Origin of the sequence: Actinoplanes sp. NPDC048967, from assembly GCF_040649415.1 — a bacterium.
GTDB lineage: Bacteria > Actinomycetota > Actinomycetes > Mycobacteriales > Micromonosporaceae > Actinoplanes.
This window is the reverse complement of record NZ_JBEZFL010000009.1, coordinates 14956-34502: the sequence shown is the minus strand read 5'-3', so window position 1 is coordinate 34502 and position 19547 is coordinate 14956. Positions and strand designations below refer to the sequence as shown.

Sequence of the window (19547 nt, the reverse complement as noted above, 5' to 3'; positions counted from 1 at the left end):
GGCGCGCCACGAGCGTCAGCGCACTCCGGTGGGTGCCCGGACGATCAGCACGGCCAGCGTCGCCGCGCTCAGGACAGCAACCGCCAGATACGACGCGGTGTCACCGACGCTCTCGGCGAAGCGTGATCCTCCCGCCGAGCCGATGCCCTGACCTGCCGCCCACGCCAAGTTGAACAGGCCGAAAGCGAGCCCCTGGGGCAGGCCGGCCGCCTCGGCCCCGTCGGACAGCAGCGCGGACGCCGGGGTCATCAGCATCCCGCTCATGGCCGCCGCGAAGACCACCACCACGGCCAGCAGCACGGCCCGGCCCGGCAGCGGCAGCAGCAGGCAGCCGCCCAGCACGCCGCCGAGACCGGCCCGCAGCGGCAGCAGCCGGCCGAAGTGGTCGGAGAGCCGACCCACCAGCGGGCTGCCCGCGGCCTCCACCGCGGCGGCGCAGAGGAACACCACGGCGACACCGGTCGCACCGAGTCCCAGCTCGTCGAGGCGCAGCGGGACCAGAACACCGGCGACACCGAAGTACATGGCCGGCAGGACGGTGAGCCAGGCCCCGACGCGTACCGCCGGCTGACGCAACGCCTGGCGCAGCGTCCCCTCCTGCGGCGTGTGCTTCCGGGAGGGAGTCAGCACCACGGCCGCGGCCAGACCGAGCGCCACGATCCCGACCACGTTGAAGACCAGCCGGGGGCTGCTGGCGTGGGCGAGCGCACCCAGCACGGGACCGCCGATCGCGCCGGCGACGCCGGCTCCGAGAACCGTGCCGATCATCTGGCCACGCCGTTCGCGGGGCGCCTCCTGGACGAGCCAGGTCAGCCCCGCGGCCCACGATGCGGCACCGCCCACCCCCTGCAGCAGGCGCGCACCGGCGAGGACCACGAACGAGGAGCCCACACCGAACGCGACGCTGGCCACCGCCAGCAGAAGCAGCCCGGAGACCAGCACCCGCGGGGCGCCGCGCCGCGCGGTCAGCCACCCGGCCGGCAGGGACGCCAGCAGCGTCCCCGCGGCGTAGGCGCCGACCAGCACACCGGCCTGACTCTTGGACAGGCCCAGCTCCACCACGTACGACGGCAGCAGAGGCGCCACCGCTGAGAAGAAGCACACGTCGATCAGAACGATCACGCTGACCAGAACGACGACGCGGCGGGGCGAAGACGCGCGGATGCTGACGGGAGCCACCGTCCGATCATTCGGTACGCCGCGGCCCTGCGCCACCAGGTTAGGTCAGCGAGGCCGGGTGGATGTCCCCGACGGCGGCGGTCAGCACTCGTTCGCAGTTCCTCGTCGAGGCAGAGCCCGCACGGCGGCGGCGTCCGGCATCTCCAGGGCCACCCGCGTCGTTGCGGCGGCCGTCGCCAGGTCCGTGGCGCGGACGGCCTCCTTGACGGCCGGTACGCTGCGCGGCGCCACGCTGAGTTCCCGCACGCCAAGCCCGGTCAGCAGCGGCACCGCCGCCTCGTCGCCGGCCAGCTCGCCGCAGACCGCGACGGTGACCCGCTCGCCGACGCCCCGGCACACCGCCTCGATCAGCCGCAGCACCCCGGGGTCGAGGCCGTCGGCCAGCGCGGCCAGCGCCGGGTTGCCGCGTTCGGCCGCGAGCGCGTACTGGGTCAGGTCGTTGGTCCCGATGCTCATGAAGTCGACGTACGGGGCGAACGCGGCGGCCTTGAGCGCGGCCGCCGGCACCTCCACCATGATTCCCACCCGCAGGCCGGCGGGCTCGCCGCCGCCCTGCCGCGCGACGGCCTCGTCGAGCATCCGGCGGGCGTGCACCACCTCGTCCACGGTGCTGACCATCGGGAACATCAGGCTGACCGGCACGTCGCGGGCCACCCGGACGACGGCCAGCAGCTGGTCGGCGAGCAGCCCGGGATGCCGCAGCGTGTACCGCAGGCCGCGGACGCCCAGGAACGGGTTCTGCTCGACCGGTGCCGGCAGATAGCGCAGCGGCTTGTCGCCGCCGACGTCGAGGGTCCGCACAGTGATCCGGCGTCCGCCGAGCGCCTGGGCGATCTCACGCCACGCGGCCTCCTGCTCCTCGACCCCGGGCGCGGCGTCGCGGTCCAGGAACAGGAACTCGGTACGGATCAGCCCGATCAGGTCGGCGCCGTGCTCCGCGGCGGCGCGTGCCTCCGCCGCCGACCCGACGTTCGCGCCGACGGCGACCGGCACGCCGTCGCGGGTCACGGCCGGCGCCGAGGCTCGGCCGGCCGCCTGCTCCCGGCGCGCAGCCTGCCCGCGGGCCCGTTCGCGCAGTGCCGCCAGCGCCGCCTCCGACGGTGCCACCAGCACCTCGCCGGTGCTGCCGTCGAGCGCGACCGGCGTACCGTCGGCGACCTCGAGCGCGGCCGGCCCGGCACCGACGACGGCCGGGATGCCGCGGGTCCGCAGCAGGATCACGCTGTGCGCGGTGGGGCTGCCGAACGCGAGCAGGACACCGGCGACCTGCCCCGGATCGAGAGCCGCGGCTTCGGCCGGTGTGAGGTCGGCGGCGATCAGCACGCCGGACCCCCGCGTGACCGCGGCGGGCACGCCGAGCAGGGCGCGCAGCATCTGGTCGGCGACCGCGCGGACGTCGGCCGCCCTCGCCTTCAGGTACGGGTCGGCCAGCGCCTCGAACTCGCCGGCGACCCGGGCCGTGGCCGCCGCCCAGGCCGGGGGCGCGGCCTCGCCGGCGTCGATCCGCGATCGGACCTCGGCGAGCAGATCGGCGTCGTCGAGCAGCAGCAGGTGCGCGTCGAAGATGGAGCCGGCGCCGGCCCGGAGCTTCGCCAGGTCCTGCCGCACGGACGCGAGGGCGTCGTCGATGCGTTGCCACTCCTGCGCCGGTCCGCGCGCGGGCCGGTCGGGAATGTCGAGCGGTGCGGAGGACAGGTGCCGGGCCGGCCCGATGGCGATCCCCGGTGACGCCGCCCGGCCCTGCGCGGCCGGGCCCTCCGGTTCGGCGGCGGGCTCGGTCTCATCGAACGCGCGCCCGGCCAGCGCCACGATCCCCTCGACAGCCGCCCGCGCCTGCGGGCCCGACGCGCGTACCTGCATCCGGTGTCCGTGCAGCACGCCCAGGGTGGCGATCCGCGACAGGCTCGACGCCGGCACCCACGGCGATCCCGTCTCGGCGTTGCGGACCCGCACCTCCGCGTCGAACGACCGGGCGAGGGTGACGAGCCGCGCGGCCGGCCGCGCGTGCAGGCCGTGCCGGTTGAGCACGGTGACCGTGGCCGAGGGCCCGTCCCCCTTTCCGCTGCCGGTGTCCGGTGCGCCGGCGACCGGCCCGCCGAGCTGGGACTGCTTGCCCGCCAGCCCGGCGTCGGCCTCGGCGGCGACCTCGTCGCGGCCGGCTCCGCCGGCGGCAGCCACCGCCGCGGCCAGCAGCCCTTCGACCAGCGGCCCCGCGCACAGCACGACCCGCTCGCGCAGGTCGTCCGCCAGCAGCTCGACCGCGAGCTCCGCGGAGAGTACGGCGCTGCCGAGGTCCATCAGCACGACCACGCCGTCGCCACGGTCAGCGGCGGCCACGGCCTCGGTGATGGCGACGGCGTCGGTGCCGAACGCCGTGTCGTCGACCCCGGCGGCGATCTCGATCGGCACCGCCGCGCCCCGGATCATCTCCGCCGCGAGTCCTACCGCGGCCCGGGCCAGGGCCCGGCTGTGGCTGACCACCACCAGGCCGACCACACCCTCAGCCCTCGCCGAGCACTGTCGCGGCCGCACTCAGCAGCAGCGTCACCGAGGTCGCCCCCGGATCCTGATGACCGGCACTACGCTCCCCCAGATAGCTGGCGCGGCCCTTGCGGGCCACCATCGGGATCGTCGCGTCCCGGCCGCGCTCGGCGGCGGCGACCGCTGTCCGCAACGCCTCACCGAGCGGCTGACCGGCGGCCAGCGCCTCGTCCAGGGCGTCCACCGCCGGGGCCAGCGCGTCGTACATCGTCTTGTCGCCGGCCTCGGCCTTGCCGCGGGTGACCACCCCGTCGAGCCCGGCCCGCAGCACCTTCGCGAAACCCGTTGCGTCGAGCGCGTCGGCGCCCCCGGCCGCGGCGGCCATTCGCAGGAACGCCGTGCCGTACAGCGGGCCGCTGGCCCCGCCGACCTTGCTGACCAGGGTCATTCCTGTCCGCTTGAGCACGTCGGCCGGGGTGGCGGGCGCTTCACCGGCGAGCACCGCCAGGACCGCGGTCATCCCGCGGTCCATGTTGACGCCGTGGTCGGCGTCGCCGATCGCGGAATCCAGCTCGGTCAGCCGTTCCTTCTCGACCGCGACGAGCCGGCCGAACTCCCGCACCCAGTTCGTCAGCGCCACGGTGTCCACTTTGCCGTCCATCGGGTCAGGTCCCCCACTGCAGGGCCGGGGTCCGCACCGGCGCGTCCCACAGCCGCAGGATCTCGTCGTCGGCCTTGAGCAGGGTGACCGAGCAGCCGGCCATGTCGAGGCTGGTGATGTACGGGCCGACCAGCGAGCGCGCGACGGAGACGCCCGCCTTGGCGAGGATCGCCGCCACCTCGTGGTACATGACGTACAGCTCGATGAGTGGGGTGGCGCCCATGCCGTTGACGAACGCGATCACGCCGTCCCGCCCGGTGAAGTCCAGGTCGCCGAGGATCGGGCTGACGAGCATCTCGGCGATCTCGGCGGCGGGCGCCAGCGGCACGCGGCGGCGTCCCGGCTCGCCGTGGATGCCGATGCCGACCTCCATCTGGCCGTCCGGCAGGTCGAACGTGGGTTTGCCGGCGGTCGGGACCGTGCACGAGGAGAGCGCCACGCCCATGCTGCGGCCGTTCGCGTTGACCTTGCGGGCGATGTCGGCCACCTGGGCCAACGGCCGGCGCTGCGCGGCGGCGGCACCGGCGATCTTCTCCACCAGCACGGTCACCCCGACCCCGCGGCGCCCGGCGGTGTAGAGGCTGTCCTGCACCGCCACGTCGTCGTCGGTCACGACGGCCTGGACGGTGACGCCGGTCTCCGCCGCGGCGAGCTCGGCCGCCATCTCGAAGTTCATCACGTCGCCGGTGTAGTTCTTGACGATGTGCAGCACCCCGGCACCGCCGTCGACGGCCTTCGTCGCCGCCATGATCTGATCGGGCACCGGGGAGGTGAAGATCTCGCCGGCGCAGGCCGCGTCCAGCATGCCCGGACCGACGAAACCGGCGTGCAGCGGTTCGTGACCCGAGCCGCCGCCGGAGACCAGTCCGACCTTGCCCTGGACCGGGGCGTCGCCGCGCCGGACGATGCGGTTCTCATGATCGACGTGAAGCTCGGGATGGGCGGCGGCGATGCCGCGGAGCGCGTCCGCGACCACCTTCGCCGGGTCGTTGATCAGCTGGTTCATCGATGACTCCTCGCCGCTGAGTGCCGGAGGGACGACCTGCTACCCCACAAATTACGCCCGGATCTCCGAAAGGGAACCGTCCCGCGGTGCAGGCTTGCCAGCCGGGCCGCGCAGCGCGATCCTGGGTCCCGTGGACATCGAGCAGCAGCTGTTCGATCTGTGGCGGGTGCCGCCCGGCGTGCATCCGGATCCGGCCGCGGCCTTCGCCCGGCTCTACGCCGATCCCGTCGTCATCAACGGCACCCCGATGTCCGTCGCCGACCTGGTGGCGCGCGCGGAGGCGCTGCACAGCGCGTTCACCGACCACGTCATCGAGATCGTCGACCGGGTCGGCGCGCCGGGCAAGCTGACTATCGCGTTCCGGCACAGCGCGCGGCACACCGGGCCGTGGCACACCCCGTTGGGGGTGTTGCCCCCGACCGGGCGTACGGTCAGCGGCCTGGGCATCGACGTCCTCACCATCGACGCCGACCAGCGGATCACCCGGATCTGGGTGCTGGCCGACGAACTGCAGCGCATCCTGCAGGTGCACGACCCCCGGGTGCCGGCCTGAGGGCAAGGCGTCCGTGCAGACCTCGATCACCCCGGCGGCGACGTCCGGCGACCACCCATGGGCTCGGCGGTGGAACCTCTGCTCACGATTCCAGTCCGTCGGCAGGTATCCCTCTCCGGTCATCTTCGCGGCCAGACCGGGGCGGCCCTGGGCCGGCTCGGCGGATTCGACCAGCGGAACGAAGCCGTTCGCGTCCCAGCTGGCCCGTACGACGTCCGGGGCCCCGATCCCGGTCTGGTTCGGCGGAGTTCAGGCGAACAACGAGTTTCCGGGCGCCCACCCCGGCCGGCTGGCCGAGCAGGTGGCGTAGTCGAGCCAACGAGCGGGCGCTCTGCGAGGTCACCGTGCCGGTGGGCAGCCCGAGGATCTCGGCGACCGACTCGACGCTGAGATCCTCCCAGTAGCGCAGCACCACGATCGCCCGGTCGCGCGGCGGTGGTGATCCAGAAAAGCGCGGGAGAGCACCTGCCGGGCGTACGCGTGCGGGTTGTCGCGCCGGGTGATCCGCGGCCAGTGCACGAACATCCGCGCCAGCGTCGTCTGGGTCAGATCGGCCGCCAGGTCCCAGTCGCGGCACAGCAGGTAGGCGGTGCGCCGCAACTGGTTCGCGGAGGCCCGGGCGTCCTCCACGAAGTCGTCGTCGGCTCGGCCCACCGGTCGAACTCCGTCGACAGGTGCGGGAAGTCAGCGGCGCCCTGCCGGTTGATGGCCGGATCGATCTTCACGCCCCACCGGGGATCCGCGCCCACCTGGGCGGCTTCACCGGCGGTCAGGATCTGGGGCGACGTCATCTGCCCATCACGTGCAACCGGATCATGCCCGGCCCCTGCCCCCGGTCGAGGAAGGTCTGGACCGACACGTCGCCGTATTCGACGTTGCCGGCGTACTGGCTGGTCCTGCCCTCCGGCAGGTTCTGCAGCAGCAGCGCCACCACGGCGCATCGGTGAGTGCGGCTGCCAGCACGGCCACGGCGAGAACACCGAGCGTGACCCATCCGGCCGTACTGGCCGTCCACGCGGCGGCCGAGCTGGTGCCGTACGGGAAGACCGGCAGCCGCGCGTCGAACGGCCGCACCAGCGCCCACGCCGCGGTGGCCGGCACCGCCGCTGCCGCCAGCAGCAGGCCCGGCGTCGGCTCGCCCCAGGCCCGCCGCCAGCCCGCGTAGGCCGACCCGGCCGCGAGGGCGGCGAACCCTTCGACGAGGACGCTCGCACTCCGGCCGAAGAGCGCCTCGTCCCCGGCGTGCGCGACGGCCCCGCACCAGACGAGCCCCAGGGCCAGCACCGCCGGCGTCCGCGCGGCCGTCCGCCAGGCCAGGCTGCGCGGCGTCACGTCGACCACGACGGCCGACGTCTCGTCGAAGCACCAGCCTGCGGTGCCGGCGAGCAGGCCCACCGCGGTGCCCTGGAGCGGCCACAGCACCCACGGATTCCACCGGACCAGTTCGATCAGCAGCACGACCAGACCGGCGCCCAGGGCGACCCGCGTCCACGGGACGCCCTTCACGGCGTACCGGATCATCAGCAGGTCGGGCACACGGCCGGGTGCACGATGCTCGTGGTGAACCCGACGGTCATGGCGAGCACGCCGAGCGCCACCGCCGCCACCACGAGTCCGCCGGCGACCTTGTCGAGCGTGGCCCGGTCGGCGTCCGGATCGTGCCGAACCGCCAGCACCAGGCCCAGGGCGCAGACGACGACCAGGTAGCCGATCCAGATGTACGGATTGCCGGGGAAGGTGGTGAAGTGGTGTTGCCCGGGGCCGCCCTCGATGCTCTGGCTGAGGAAGTAGGTCCGAAACCAGAAGACCCGGTAGGGCTGCCCGCCGGGGAAGAGGCCGCCCTGCAGCAGGATGGTCACGAGCACGAGCACGACCGACGCCACGGCGGCCACCCCGCGTCGCGGCAGATATCGCGCGAGCAGCAGGCCGAGCAACGGTCCGCCCACGGCGCACAGCACGCCGTCGCCGAACATCTGCGCGTACACGAAGGTGTCGGACACACCCGGCGGGACGACGTAGTCGGCCGGCGGATGCACGTTCCAGGCGACGACGGCGGCCACGAAGGAGACCAGCGCCAGCGCGAAAGGCACGACCGTCGCGCCGGCCAGGGCGAGGGTCCGGGTTCTCTCGGGTACGGCGACCACCCCGGCCGCCTCGGCGGCCCGGTCCGAGCGTCGGGTCAGGCCGAACATCACGACCACGCCGAGGACGCCGAGCAGGGCGGCCGGGGCGATCATGTACGACCCGCTGGAGCTCGGGTCGTCGTCCAGATGCAGCACCATGACCACGTCGACGACGAGGACGAGGGCAGCGCCGAACCAGAACAACTTGTGGCGCAGATAGTTGCGGATCTCCTGGCGGGCGAGCACACCCACGGTCGATCCGGTGCTGGTCGCAGAACTCATCAGGTGACTCCTTGTCGGGTGCGCCCCGCGGAGCGGAGCAGCAGGTAGGCGTCCTCGACCGAGGGGTCGACGACGCAGGAGTCGGGAGCGGGCTGTCCCCCGACGGACCGGACCAGCCCGGTTCCGGTCTTCCAGGTCTGGACCGCGCCGGCACAGGCGGACGGTCCGAGGTGCACACGACCGGCTGCCGTGGCGATGAGCTCGGGCACCGTGCCGTCGAAGCGGATCGCTCCGTCGTCGATGACGAGCACCCGATCGCACATGGCCGAGACGTCCTCGGTCTGGTGCGTCGAGGTCAACACCGTCCCGGCGAGGCCGGAGAGCAGGCCTCGCAGGGACGCGCGCTGTTCAGGGTCGAGCCCGGTGGTGGGCTCGTCGAGGATGAGCAGGTCGGGCCGGCCGATCAGGGCCTGCGCGATGGCCAGCCGGCGCCGTTGGCCGCCGGACAGCTTCGAGACCTTCATGGCACCCCGGTCGCCGAGGTGGACCAGATCCAGCACCCGCCGTACCTCGGCGGCTCGGGAGGCGGCGTTCTTCCACTCCTTGAGCACCGCGATGTAGTCCAGGAACGAGACCGCGGTCATGCCGCGCGGGTACACGACCTCCTGCGGGCAGTAGCCGATCCGGCGGCGGGCCTGCACCCGGTTGGCGTGCGACGCGGTGACGTCCAGCCCCGTCACCTCGATCCGGCCGCCGCTGGGCGCCAGCGCGGTGGACAGCAGCCGCAGCAGGGTGGTCTTGCCGGCGCCGTTGGGGCCGAGCAGGCCGACGACTCCCGGCCGCAACTCGATCGAGGTCGGGTGGACCGCGGGGACGCCGCCGAACGTCTTCCAGGCCCCGGCCAGCCTCGCCGTCGTGGTCATCGGTGGCCCCCCTGCAGCCGGAGGGTCGAGGTGCACATCAGCAGAAGGACGCCCGCGGCCAGGGCGAGCCCGACGGCGGCGAACTGGGCCGGCGCTGACGTGAGCAGCAGAACGTTCCCGCCGTACCTCAGGAAACCCACCACGCCGACCCACGCGCCCGCCACGATCGCGGCGGCCGCGGCCGCCCGCAGCCAGTTGAGCAGCGCGAGCGCGGTGGTGGTCAGGCCCAGGGACGGCAGCAGCCAGACGAACGCAAGATCCTGCATGCCGGGTACGACCAGGCCGACGGCCAGGGTCGCCGGGGCCGCGACGGCCAGCGTGGCCGTGGCCCGCAGCAGGGCCAGCCGCAGCTTGCTGTACGGCGTGACCTGACCGACCTCGCGCAGCGGGTCGAGGGCATCGTAGGCCAGGACGACGGCCAGCACCGGCACCAGCGGGGCGAGCACGAGGAACGTGGCGTCCCGGTCGGCCGGGCCCAGACCGGTGAGCCCGACCAGGCAGGCCGCCACGACCGCGAAGCCGACCGAAGCGGCCCACGGGACGAGCAGCGAATGGGCGGCCGAGACCACCACCAGGTCATGGGCCGGCACCCCGAGGCGGCGCAACAACCGCAGCGGCGCGGGTAGCACGGGCTCGGCGATCGAGGTGCGGACCGCGTCCCAGATCGCCGTGGTGTGCGCGGCCGGGACGGTCGACCGCGCGGCGTTCCGGCATTGCGGGCATCCGCTGACGTGGGTCTCGACGCTCGCCTCGGCCACCGGGTCGAGCCGCCCGGCGGCGTAGGCCGCCCAGGTGTCCTCCTCCAGGTGCCAGCTCATGACCATCCCTCCGGAGAGATCAGCTGCTCGCGCAGCCGCGACTTGGCGATCCGGGCGCGGCTCTTGACCGTGGCCTGCGGGATGCCGAGCAGATGCGCGGCCTCCCGGGTGGAGAGCCCGTCGATCACCGTCGCCTGCATGACCCGCCGGAGCTCGGGCGACAGCGTCCGCAACGCCGCACCGACCGGGCCGTGCTCGACGGCGATGAGCAGCTCGTCCTCGGCGCTGCGGACCGACGGCGACAGGGCCGAGATCACCTGGCCGGTCACGGGGGTCGGCTCGGCGCGCTTGCGCAGCCGGGTCACCAGCTGCCGGATGGCGATGCCCCACAGCCAGGCGCCGACATCGCCGTCGCCGCGGAAAGCCCGCGGCCGGCGCCACACGGCGACGAAGGTGTCGTGCAGGGCCTCGGCGGCCAGGTCCTCGTCCGGAGTGCGGCGGCGCAGGCGCAGCGTCAGCCACGCGGTGTGCCGCTCGACCAGCTCGCGCAGGGCGAGTTCATCGCCCTCGGCGATCCGGCCGAGGAGCTGCGCATCCGAGGGCGTCTCCACGAACACACTGTCGCGCGGCGGGCCCCGATCGGATCACAAGAATTCCGGCGGAATCAAAATGGGTACGCGAGAGCCCGATTGCCGAGAGGCCTCAGGCGGTCAGGTGGCGGCGGATATCGGCGGAATCGTGCAGGTTGCTCGGACGTCACCGGCTCCTGGACGCGATCGTGCGCTCCGCCGCCTCGGGACAACGGGAGACCCTTGGCTGATCCTGCCGGTCGCCCCTCACGGACCCGGCTGCCGGGCGGTGAGGTAGCCGCACCGGCGATGGGCGGCTGGCTCGGTGTCCCGCGCCCGTGCCGTCGGAAAGCATCGAGTTCGACGACGGTGCTGCGACAGGAGGCGGACGATGAAACGGCATGGATCGACGGGGCTGCAGCTCACAAGTTCGGCGCTGGTGTGCGCCTTGCTGATCGGGGCCGGCACCCCGGCGGCCGCGGCGGCGCGGCACCACTTCCGGCCGGGGTCCGCCGGGGTGGGTGACCCGTGGTACCCGATGGAGGGCAACGGCGGATACGACGTGGAGCACTACGCGCTGGATCTCACCTACGACCCGGCGAGCGGACGGCTGGACGGGGTCGCCCGGATCACGGCCGTGGCGACGCAGGACCTGTCCCGCTTCGACCTGGACCTGCAACAGCTGACCGTTACCCGGGTGTCCGTCGGTGGCCGGGCCGCGGCGTTCCGCCGGGACGGTCAGGAGCTGGTGGTCACGCCGCGGCGGGGGTTGCCGGCGTCGTCGCGGTTCGAGGTGGAGGTCGCCTACGGGGGTGTCCCGCAGCCGTTGGGCGCGGACACGCCGTACGGGTTCGTCCGTACGGACGACGGCATGGTGACCTTGAACGTGCAGGACGGCGCGTCGACCTGGTTCCCGGGCAACGACCATCCGTCGGACAAGGCGTCGTTCACCTTCACGGTACGCGTACCCCGGGATCTGGACGTGGTGGCGAACGGGCGTCGGGTGGGGCGCAGCACCCACGGCTCGTGGACGACCCACGTCTGGTCGGAGCGCGCGCCCATGGCGACCTATCTGGCCACCGTCGACGTCGGGCGGTGGCAGGTCCGCAGCGGCGCGACGCCCGGCGGGATCCCCGAGTACGTCGCGGTCGATCCCGCGCTCACCGGGCCGGATCTGATGTCGCACTTCTGGCGTACGACCGCCGCGGTCACCGACCGATGGGCGAGCAGCTTCGGTCCGTACCCGTTCGACTCCACCGGCGCGATCGTCGTGTGGGCGAGTCACGACGGTGTGCAGATCCCGTTCTCCGCGGAGACCCAGACGCGTCCCGTGTACTCGGCGGCGGACAGCGACACGATCGTCGCCCATGAGCTCGCCCACCAGTGGTTCGGCGACAGCGTCGGCTTCGCCCGGTGGAACGAGGTGTGGCTCAGCGAGGGCTTCGCCATGTTCGCGACCTGGTACTGGGACGAGCTGAACGGCCGGGCGAGCGCCCACGACCGGGCGCGGCAGATCTACCAGGACCATCCCGAAGGGGATCCCTTCTGGAGCGTGCCCCTCACCGGCCCGGCGCAACCGACCGACGAGGCCGGCGAACGGATCTACTTCGGCGGCGCGATGGTGCTGCAGATGCTGCGCGAAGAGCTGGGCGACGCGACGTTCTTCGCCGTCCTGCGGACCTGGACGCAGACCTACCGGCACCGCACCGCGACCACGGCCGACTTCACCGCCACGGCAAGCCGCGTGTCGGGCCGCAACCTGGGTGGCTTCTTCAAGACCTGGCTGTACTCCCCGGCGCGCCCGGCACTGCCGTGACGGGAAACAGCGCTGGGCGACAGCGATCAGTCCGTATGTTTGTCGCCGCCGCGTTGTCGATCGTGGCCATGCTCGCCGGCATCGTGCGCGGCTTGACCGCTGATGGTCGTTCGGCGCGTCCGCTGGGCCTAAGGTGAGTCTGTGGACTTCGCCGGATCGATTCCCGCCATCTACGACCGCCACCTGGGCCGCTTGCTGTTCCGGCCGTACGCCGAGGACCTCGTGGCCCGGCTGGCCGCTGAGCGGCCAGGGCGAGTGCTCGAGCTGGCGGCCGGCACAGGCATCGTGACCGCCCGGGCGGCGCAGGCCCTGCCCGGCGCGCACCTCGTGGCCACCGACCTCAGCCCGGCCATGCTGGAGGTCGCCGCCGGCCGCGAGGAAACGTCCGGGGTGATGTTCCAGGCCGCCGACGCCCAGGATCTGCCGTTCGACGACGGGAGCTTCGATGCGGTCCTGTGCCAGTTCGGCGTCATGTTCCTGCCGGACAAGGCGCGGGCGTACGGGGAGATGCGCCGGGTCTTGCGCCCCGGCGGCACGCTGCTGATCAGCGTCTGGAAAGGCATCGACGACAACCCGATCGCCGCGACCGTCCAGACGGCGCTGGCCGGCTACTTCCCCGAGGATCCGCCGCAGTTCCTGTCCCGGATACCGCACGGCTACCACGACGCGTCCACGATTCGCGAGGCGCTGCGAGCTGCCCGTTTCGATGAGGTCGACGTGGCGACGGTGACGCTGCCGAGCGTCTCGCCTTCCGCCGGGGACGCGGCCATCGGTTTCTGCCAGGGCACCCCGATCCGCAACGAGATCGTCAGCCGTGGCGCAGACCTGGCGGCGGTCACCGACGCGGTGCGCTCCGCCCTGACGGACACCTTCGGCCACGGCGAAGTGCGTGCCGACATGGCCGCCCTGGTCGTCACGGCACGTTGATCCACGGCGGGACACCCCCGGCCGGCACGACCCGAGCCGCACAGAGGCACCGTCCGTAGGGCGGTGTCGTCCGCCCGGCTCGTTCGTTGCTACCGCCAGGGGTCTCCGGTCCAGCCGGCCGACGACCAGCTGCGGCCGCTCCACGACCGGCCGAGCCACGTCTCGGAGGACCAGCTTCGGCCGGTCCAGACCGCGCTGGACCAGCTACGGCCGGTCCACGCCGCGCCGGACCAGGACCGTCCGCTCCAGGTCACCGGGGTCCAGGCCTGCTGCCCGACCGCGGAGGCGCCCCAGGTGGTTCCGGTCCACGCGGAACCGTTCCAGGTGCCGCCGGTCCAGCTGCGCTGCGCCTTGGCGGCGGCGGTCCAGGTGGCCGGTGCCCAGGGCTTGCCGAAGATGTCGGTCTCGCCGGTCAGTGCGGCGCCGGTGACCGAGTCGTAAACGTGCGCCGATCCGCGAGACGCCTCGAGTTTGCCGAGGCCGGTGGCGGTGGTGGTCTGCTGGTACGCGGGTGTCTTCTTGCCGGCCGCTTTGACGACATCGATCTGGCCCGCGCCGGCCGCGTACAGGTCGCCGTTCCTGATCGGTATGGCGGTGGTCATGAGCAGATTCTTGACCTGGTCCGGGGTCAGGCCGGGCCGCTGCTGCAGCAGCAGTGCGACCGCCCCGGAGACGACCGCGGCGGCCTGCGAGGTTCCGCTGCCGCGGAACAGCCGCTGCTCCGGGTCGAGGGCGGCGGAGATCCGCGCGGTGGGATAGGTGCGGTCGATGTACGAGCCGGGCGCGCGCAGCGACACGATCGACCGGCCGGCCGCGAGCACGTCAGGATGCCGGACGGCGTTGCCCCGGTTGGTGAACGAGGCGACGGTGTCGTCCCCGCGGGCGTCGGTGCCCATGGGGTCGGCGGCGCCGACGGCGATCACCTTCGGATTGGCGGCCGGCATGGTCAGGTTCCCGGCGGCGAAGCCGTCGTTGCCCGCGGCCACCACAGCCACGATGCCCTTGTTCCACGCCTGCTCGACCGCGAACGACAACGGGTCCAGAGCTGCCGACTGCACCGAATCGGTGCCGAACGACAGGTTGAGCACCCGGATGTTGAGGCCCGGATCGTCGCGGTGCGCCACCACCCAGTCGATCGCGGCGATGACCTGCGAGACGTCGGTGGCGCCATCGGCCGTGGCCACCTTCAAGCTGATGATCCTCGCGCCGGGCGCCATGCCGTGCAGACCGGTGCCGCTGGTCGGGTCGTTGCCGGCGATGATGCCGGCCATGTGGGTGCCGTGGCCGTAGGTGTCGAGGTTGCGCAGGTTGGCGATCTGCGACTCGAACGACAGGTCGGGGCCGTAGACGACCTGGCCCACGTTGTAGAGGCCCTTGACCGGCGCGACCCCGGAGTCGATCAACGCGACACCGACGCCGGCGCCGGTCAGCACCGAGCCGGTCGGGGTGACGCCGTCGTCGGGGCTGTCCTTGTCCGCCTTGTCACCGCCGGCCGCTTTGATGACCGGGGCCAGCATCGTGATGCCGACCTGGTCGGCCCAGCTGTTCATACCCTTCATCCGTACGGCGGCGTCGCTGGTGACTCGTACACCCGGCATCGTGTTCAGCTGAGGCACCGCGAAGACCGGAACTGTGGCCGAGAAGCCGTGGATCACGCCGAGATCCTGTTTCACCGTGCCACCGCTGCGCCGTACCAGCGCCCGCGCCGCGGTCAGCGCCGCGACCGAGTCGGCGCGCACCACGACCTCAGCACCGGGCGCCGACGTTACGGACGTTGCCCGCCCGGCGGCGGCAGGAGTGGCCGTCGTGGTGACAGCGCCGAGTGCGAGCAGAACCGCGAGTCCGGTGGCCGTAGTCCTGCGTGACGTTCTCGCCCGCATTGAGGCTCCTCCTGGGCGACGGTGCACAGCCGGGGGTGGCCGTGCCCGGTCGCCGGGTTGACCGCCATCGCATCGGCCGGCTCGCCCCGCACTTGACCTTTTCTGACGCGAATCGCGGATGTGACGAGCGACAACAGCAGGCCCCCCGGCCGGCGGCCGGTGCGGCATGGATTCCCTTCCTCACCAGGTGTCCGTCATCGATGGTCTGCGCGCGCCGGCGTGTCGAGGCGCTGGGCGGAGGTGTCGTCGCTGGTCGTGGTGGTGGACCCGCCGAGGCGGCGCGCGGCGTTGACCAGGCCGACGAGGGTGAAAGCTTGTGGGGTGTTGCCGAGCTGTCGCGCTGTGCCCGGGTCGTATTCCTCCGAGAGCATGCCGACGTCGTTGCGCAAGGTGAGCAGCCGTTCGAACAGCGTGGCCGCCTCTTCGCGACGTCCGATGCCGTGCAACGCTTCCACCAGCCAGAAGGTGCAGGCCAGGAAGGCGCCCTCGGTGCCGGGCAGGCCGTCGACGCCGTCGTGCTCGGGCCGGTAGCGCAGCAGGTATCCCTCGTGGCTCAGCTGTCGCTGAACGGCGTCGACGGTACCGATGATGCGGGGGTCGTCGTAGGGCAGGAAGCCGACCCGGGGCAGCATCAGCAGGGCCGCGTCGAGGGCGGTGGATCCGTAGTACTGGGTGAAGGTGTTGCGGGCGGGGTCGTAGCCGTGAGCGCAGACGTCGGCGTGGATGGCGTCGCGCACTGCTCGCCATCGGCCGACGGGCCCGGGCAGCCCGTGTTCCTGGACGGCGGTGGTGGCGCGGTCGAATGCCGCCCAGGCCATCACCTTGGAGTGCACGAAGTGCCGTCTGGGTCCACGAACCTCCCACAGGCCGTTGTCCGGGTCCTGCCAATGGCTTTCGAGAAAGTCGAGCAGGGCGCGTTGGACGTCCCAGCCGTCGTCGGTGGCGGCGATGCCGGCCTCGCGGCTCAGGTGCAGCCCGTCGAGGACTTCACCCCACACGTCGAGCTGGAACTGCCCGGCGGCGGCGTTACCGACCCGGACCGGACCGGAGCCCTGGTATCCGGCCAGCCAGTCCAGAGTGGACTCGGGTAGCCGGCGGGTGCCGTCGAGGCCGTACATGATCTGCAGGTCGGCCGGATCGCCGGCGACCGCGCGCAGCAACCACTGCCGCCACGCCGTGGCCTCGGCGATGTAACCGGTGCCCAGCAGCGCCTGAAGGGTGAATGTGGCATCACGCAGCCAGCAGTAGCGGTAGTCCCAGTTGCGGACGCCACCGACCTGTTCGGGCAGCGAGGTGGTCGCGGCGGCGACGATGCCGCCGGTCGGCGCGTAGGTCAGCGCCTTCAACAAGATCAGTGAACGGCGCACAGCGTCGGTCCACGGCCCGTCGTAGGTGTGCCGGCCGATCCAGTCGTCCCAGTATCGGCGGGTGTCACGCAGCGCCTGCTCCGGGTGCGCCGACTTCGGCTCCGGGAGATGGGAGAGCTGATGGGTGAGCACGAAGGTGATGCGCCGGCCGGCCGTGACGGTGAACTCGGCGGTGGTGCTCCGGTCACGGCCGTGCAGGGGTACGTCGGTGTGCAACCAGATCGCGTCGGGCCCGGCGATGGCGGAGATGCCGTCGTCGTGGTGCCGCACCCATGGCACGACGTGGCCGTAGTCGAAGCGTAACGAGAGTTCCGAGCTCATCCGTACCGAGCCGGTGACGCCTTCGACGATACGGACGAGGTCGGCGGCTTCGCCGCGTGGTGGCATGAAGTCGATCAGGCGCACTGTGCCGTCGCCGGTGTCCCACTCCGTCTCCAGGATGAGTGTGTCGCCGGCGTACCGGCGGCGCGTTGCCACACCGGCACCGGCCGGGGCGATGCGCCAGCGGCCGTTGTTGTCGTCGCCGAGCAGGGCGGCGAAGCAGGCCGGTGAGTCGAATCGGGGCAGGCACAGCCAGTCCACCGATCCGTCGCGGCTGATCAGCGCGGCGGTGTGCAGGTCTCCGACCAGGGCATAGTCCTCGATGTTCGACGGCACGCCGCGTCACCGGCCCTGGTCGGTGAGGGTCAGCACGACCTTGATGTCGTCCGGGCGGGCGGTCAGCGCGTCAGCGAAACGCTCGAGGGGTATCCGACGGGTGATCAGCTGATGCAGCCAGCCGAGATCAGCCTGGGCGAGCGCCTGCGCGGCGAGTTGGTAGTGGCGCAGGTTGGCGTTGACGCTGCCGACGACGACGTCGTTCTCCAGCACGAGCTGCCGGTTGTCGGCGCCGGCGTCGATGGTGATCGTCCGGCCGGCGGTGGAGACGCCGGTCAGGCAGGTGATGCCGTACGTGCCGGTGTTGGCGATGGCGTCGAACACCACCGATCCGGCACCGGTGGCCTCGATGACGATGTCCGGTCGCAGCTTGCCGGCGACGTCGGTGACCGGGTCGTGGTGGTAGGTGGCACCGAGCGCCGCGACGGCGCCGACCTTGGGCCCGTCGGTGACCCGGTCGAGGAGGTGCACGTCCAGGCCCCGCTGGACGCCCAGCAAGGCGGCGAGCAGCCCGATCGGGCCGGCCCCGGTGACCAGTACCGTCTTCGGCTCGTTCCAGGCGCGGGCGCCGATCCGGTCGATCTGCTCCCAGGCCTTGGCGACAACGGTGGTCGGCTCCATCAGCATCCCGACGTCAGCGAGCCGGGAGTCGAGGGAGACGGCGTAGTCGGTCTCGACGGTCCACAGCTCGGCGGCGTAGCCGTCGAGCTGTTTGATGCCGCGTTCGGTGTAGCGGCCGTTGCGGCACATGTCGAACTCGCCGTGCGCGCACGCCCCGCAGGGCACCGGGTCAGGTCGGCGCACCACCCCCACCACCAGGTCGCCGGCGGTGAAGGCGCTGCCCGACGGGGCCTGACGGACGCGGCCCAGCGACTCGTGGCCGAGGATGAGCCGGTCACGACCGGGCGGTGCCCAGCCGTAGCCGCCGGCGACGATCTCCCGGTCCGTACCGCAGACTCCCAGCGCCAGGCCTTCGACCAGCAGTTCGTGGTCGCCGGCGACCGGATCGGGCAGGTCGTCGATCCTGGCCGGGCCGGCGGTTCCCGGTTGCACGGTGAGGGCACGCATGTGGTCTCCCAACAGATCGATGCGAACGGTGAGATCCCGTTCGGGCTCAGGTGCCGGTGTGCGCCACTTCCGGATCGGCGGTGTCCAGCGGCACCGCGGCGCTCGGCACCAGGCCGAGCTGGGTGTCGGGACGGCGCCCGGCGGCGGCGAACAGCCACGCCGCGGTGGTCCGGACCCGGTTGGCCGGCAGGGCGGCCAGGTGGTAGCCACGGGTCACCGCCAGAGCAGGCAGGCCGGTCAGGGCCACCCCGAGCGGGTTCGCGGCGGCGGCTCGTCCGCCGAGATCGACGGCGAAGCCGAGGCCGGCGTGCCGATAGGCGCGACGGCGTCGGTGGCGCAGGTCGGCGATGATGTTGTCGGCGGCGAGGACGCCTTGCCGTTGAGCGTGCTGGGCGGTCATCGCGCAGAACTCGCCATGCCGGGCGCGGTCGGGCACGGCGGCCGCATCACCGCAGGCGTAGACGTCCGGCCGGTCGGGAACCCTCAGGCCGGCGTCGACCACGAGCCGTCCTTGATCGGTGCGAAGGCCGATGGTGTCGACCAACGGGTCCGGGCGCACGCCGACACACCACACCAGCGTGCGGCTGGCCACGAACGTGCCGTCGTCCAGGTGCACGCCCTCGGCGGTGGCCTCGGAAACGGAGGTACCGGTGCGGATCTCGGCTCCGCGTCCCCGCAGAGTTCGCGTGGCCGCGTCGGACAGGCGCCGATCCAGGTGAGCCAGGATCCGCTCCCCCTGGTCGACCAGCAGCCAGCGTGGACGCACGTCAGCCAACCGCGGGTGGCGGGCGGCGACCTGCACGGTCAGCAGTTGCCCCTGGGCGGTGACTTCGGTGCCGGTGTATCCGGCGCCGACCACGACGACGGTGCACCGCGCCTGCCGCTCGGCGGGGTCATCGCTCGCGGCGGCCATCTCGACCTGCCGGATCAGATGGTCGCGCAGGTAAAGCGCCTCAGGAAGACCGCGGAAACCGTGGGCGTTGTCGGCAACCCCGGGAACGGGCAGGAGCTTGTTGACGCTGCCGACGGTCAGCAGCAGCCGGTCGTAGCGCAGTTCGCCGTCGCGGCCCTCCGGGTCGCGGTAGACCACCCGTCGTTGAGCCGGGTCGACCCCGGTGGCCTGGCCGAGGACGATGCGCACCCCGGACAGGGTGTCGGCCAAGGGGACGGTGATCTGCCGAGGTTCGAGGACGCCCCCGGCGACCTCTGGTAGCAGCGGCAGGTAGAGGAAGTAGTCAGTCGGGTTCAGCACCGTGATCCGAGCCGTGCCGCGCAGGCGTTTCGCCAAGCGCCGCGCGGCGTGATAGCCGGCGAACCCGGCACCCACGATGACGATGTCCTCGTTGCTCACGGCGAT

Annotated in this window: 18 protein-coding genes; 3 read left to right on the top strand and 15 right to left on the bottom strand. The window is 72.5% G+C overall.

All coding sequences use genetic code 11. The annotated features are described in order from the left end of the window. Nucleotides 1-15: 15 nt before the first annotated feature. The 4 genes from AB0C12_RS32930 to dhaK form a co-directional block, all read right to left on the bottom strand. Nucleotides 16-1179 (bottom strand): MFS transporter, encoded by a 1164-nt coding sequence (locus AB0C12_RS32930; protein ID WP_360553775.1) that lies wholly within the window; start codon nt 1177-1179, stop codon nt 16-18. Between the two features lie 81 nt (nt 1180-1260). Then, complete coding sequence (gene ptsP, locus AB0C12_RS32925; RefSeq protein ID WP_360553774.1) at nt 1261-3711, bottom strand: phosphoenolpyruvate--protein phosphotransferase; 2451 nt, start codon at nt 3709-3711, stop codon at nt 1261-1263. Next, entirely contained in the window at nt 3680-4321 is a 642-nt protein-coding gene (gene dhaL / locus AB0C12_RS32920; protein ID WP_360553773.1) for a dihydroxyacetone kinase subunit DhaL, read from the bottom strand. The genes ptsP and dhaL overlap by 32 nt, the downstream gene beginning before the upstream one ends. Before the next feature lie 4 nt (nt 4322-4325). Next, nucleotides 4326-5327, bottom strand: a complete 1002-nt coding sequence (gene dhaK / locus AB0C12_RS32915; protein ID WP_360553772.1) for a dihydroxyacetone kinase subunit DhaK — start codon at nt 5325-5327, stop codon at nt 4326-4328. 130 nt (nt 5328-5457) lie between these two features. Between dhaK and AB0C12_RS32910 the strand changes: the two genes are divergently transcribed. After that, nucleotides 5458-5880 carry an ester cyclase gene (locus AB0C12_RS32910; protein WP_360553771.1) on the top strand — a complete coding sequence of 141 codons (423 nt, stop codon included), beginning with the start codon at nt 5458-5460 and terminating at the stop codon, nt 5878-5880. Between the two features lie 82 nt (nt 5881-5962). Here AB0C12_RS32910 and AB0C12_RS32905 read toward each other — a convergent pair whose 3' ends face one another. The 7 genes from AB0C12_RS32905 to AB0C12_RS32875 form a co-directional block, all read right to left on the bottom strand. Then, on the bottom strand, nt 5963-6292 hold the full coding sequence (locus AB0C12_RS32905) for a sigma factor-like helix-turn-helix DNA-binding protein (protein ID WP_360554300.1): 330 nt from the start codon (nt 6290-6292) through the stop codon (nt 5963-5965). Next, nucleotides 6220-6534, bottom strand: coding sequence for a sigma factor (locus AB0C12_RS32900; RefSeq protein ID WP_360553770.1), 315 nt, complete (start codon nt 6532-6534; stop codon nt 6220-6222). The genes AB0C12_RS32905 and AB0C12_RS32900 overlap by 73 nt, the downstream gene beginning before the upstream one ends. 159 nt (nt 6535-6693) lie before the next feature. Continuing rightward, the gene (locus AB0C12_RS32895; RefSeq protein WP_360553769.1) at nt 6694-7416 is read right to left on the bottom strand and encodes a hypothetical protein; all 723 of its coding nucleotides are present in this window, start codon (nt 7414-7416) and stop codon (nt 6694-6696) included. Continuing rightward, a complete protein-coding gene (locus tag AB0C12_RS32890) occupies nt 7401-8285 on the bottom strand; it encodes a hypothetical protein (protein ID WP_360553768.1) in 885 nt (294 codons plus the stop codon). The genes AB0C12_RS32895 and AB0C12_RS32890 overlap by 16 nt, the downstream gene beginning before the upstream one ends. Beyond that, on the bottom strand, nt 8285-9148 hold the full coding sequence (locus AB0C12_RS32885; protein ID WP_360553767.1) for an ATP-binding cassette domain-containing protein: 864 nt from the start codon (nt 9146-9148) through the stop codon (nt 8285-8287). Before AB0C12_RS32885 ends, AB0C12_RS32890 begins: the two co-directional genes overlap by 1 nt. Beyond that, nucleotides 9145-9966: a zf-HC2 domain-containing protein gene (locus AB0C12_RS32880; RefSeq protein WP_360553766.1), complete on the bottom strand. Its 822-nt coding sequence runs from the start codon at nt 9964-9966 to the stop codon at nt 9145-9147. The genes AB0C12_RS32885 and AB0C12_RS32880 overlap by 4 nt, the downstream gene beginning before the upstream one ends. Further along, complete coding sequence (locus AB0C12_RS32875) at nt 9963-10517, bottom strand: RNA polymerase sigma factor (RefSeq protein ID WP_360553765.1); 555 nt, start codon at nt 10515-10517, stop codon at nt 9963-9965. The genes AB0C12_RS32880 and AB0C12_RS32875 overlap by 4 nt, the downstream gene beginning before the upstream one ends. A gap of 349 nt (nt 10518-10866) precedes the next feature. Between AB0C12_RS32875 and AB0C12_RS32870 the strand changes: the two genes are divergently transcribed. After that, complete coding sequence (locus AB0C12_RS32870; protein WP_360553764.1) at nt 10867-12291, top strand: M1 family metallopeptidase; 1425 nt, start codon at nt 10867-10869, stop codon at nt 12289-12291. A 141-nt stretch (nt 12292-12432) separates the two neighbouring features. Continuing rightward, the gene (locus tag AB0C12_RS32865; protein WP_360553763.1) at nt 12433-13218 is read left to right on the top strand and encodes a methyltransferase domain-containing protein; all 786 of its coding nucleotides are present in this window, start codon (nt 12433-12435) and stop codon (nt 13216-13218) included. Between the two features lie 89 nt (nt 13219-13307). Here the strand turns inward: AB0C12_RS32865 and AB0C12_RS32860 are convergent, their stop codons facing one another. The 4 genes from AB0C12_RS32860 to AB0C12_RS32845 all read right to left on the bottom strand — a co-directional run bounded on the left by AB0C12_RS32860 (nt 13308) and on the right by AB0C12_RS32845 (nt 19541). After that, nucleotides 13308-14960: a S8 family serine peptidase gene (locus tag AB0C12_RS32860; RefSeq protein ID WP_360553762.1), complete on the bottom strand. Its 1653-nt coding sequence runs from the start codon at nt 14958-14960 to the stop codon at nt 13308-13310. 332 nt (nt 14961-15292) lie between these two features. Continuing rightward, nucleotides 15293-17122, bottom strand: coding sequence for a glycoside hydrolase family 15 protein (locus AB0C12_RS32855; RefSeq protein WP_360553761.1), 1830 nt, complete (start codon nt 17120-17122; stop codon nt 15293-15295). 6 nt (nt 17123-17128) lie between these two features. After that, complete coding sequence (locus AB0C12_RS32850) at nt 17129-18190, bottom strand: glucose 1-dehydrogenase (protein ID WP_360553760.1); 1062 nt, start codon at nt 18188-18190, stop codon at nt 17129-17131. A 46-nt stretch (nt 18191-18236) separates the two neighbouring features. Then, on the bottom strand, nt 18237-19541 hold the full coding sequence (locus AB0C12_RS32845) for an FAD-dependent oxidoreductase (protein ID WP_360553759.1): 1305 nt from the start codon (nt 19539-19541) through the stop codon (nt 18237-18239). Between the last annotated feature and the right edge of the window lie 6 nt (nt 19542-19547).

Excerpts from the sequence above, each read along its gene's own strand:
- dhaL (WP_360553773.1), bottom strand. The coding sequence starts at position 4,321 with ATGGACGGCAAAGTGGACACCGTGGCGCTGACGAACTGGGTGCGGGAG.
- dhaK (WP_360553772.1), bottom strand. The coding sequence starts at position 5,327 with ATGAACCAGCTGATCAACGACCCGGCGAAGGTGGTCGCGGACGCGCTC.
- AB0C12_RS32890 (WP_360553768.1), bottom strand. The coding sequence starts at position 8,285 with ATGAGTTCTGCGACCAGCACCGGATCGACCGTGGGTGTGCTCGCCCGC.
- AB0C12_RS32885 (WP_360553767.1), bottom strand. The coding sequence starts at position 9,148 with ATGACCACGACGGCGAGGCTGGCCGGGGCCTGGAAGACGTTCGGCGGC.
- AB0C12_RS32880 (WP_360553766.1), bottom strand. The coding sequence starts at position 9,966 with ATGAGCTGGCACCTGGAGGAGGACACCTGGGCGGCCTACGCCGCCGGG.
- AB0C12_RS32870 (WP_360553764.1), top strand. The coding sequence starts at position 10,867 with ATGAAACGGCATGGATCGACGGGGCTGCAGCTCACAAGTTCGGCGCTG.
- AB0C12_RS32850 (WP_360553760.1), bottom strand. The coding sequence starts at position 18,190 with ATGCGTGCCCTCACCGTGCAACCGGGAACCGCCGGCCCGGCCAGGATC.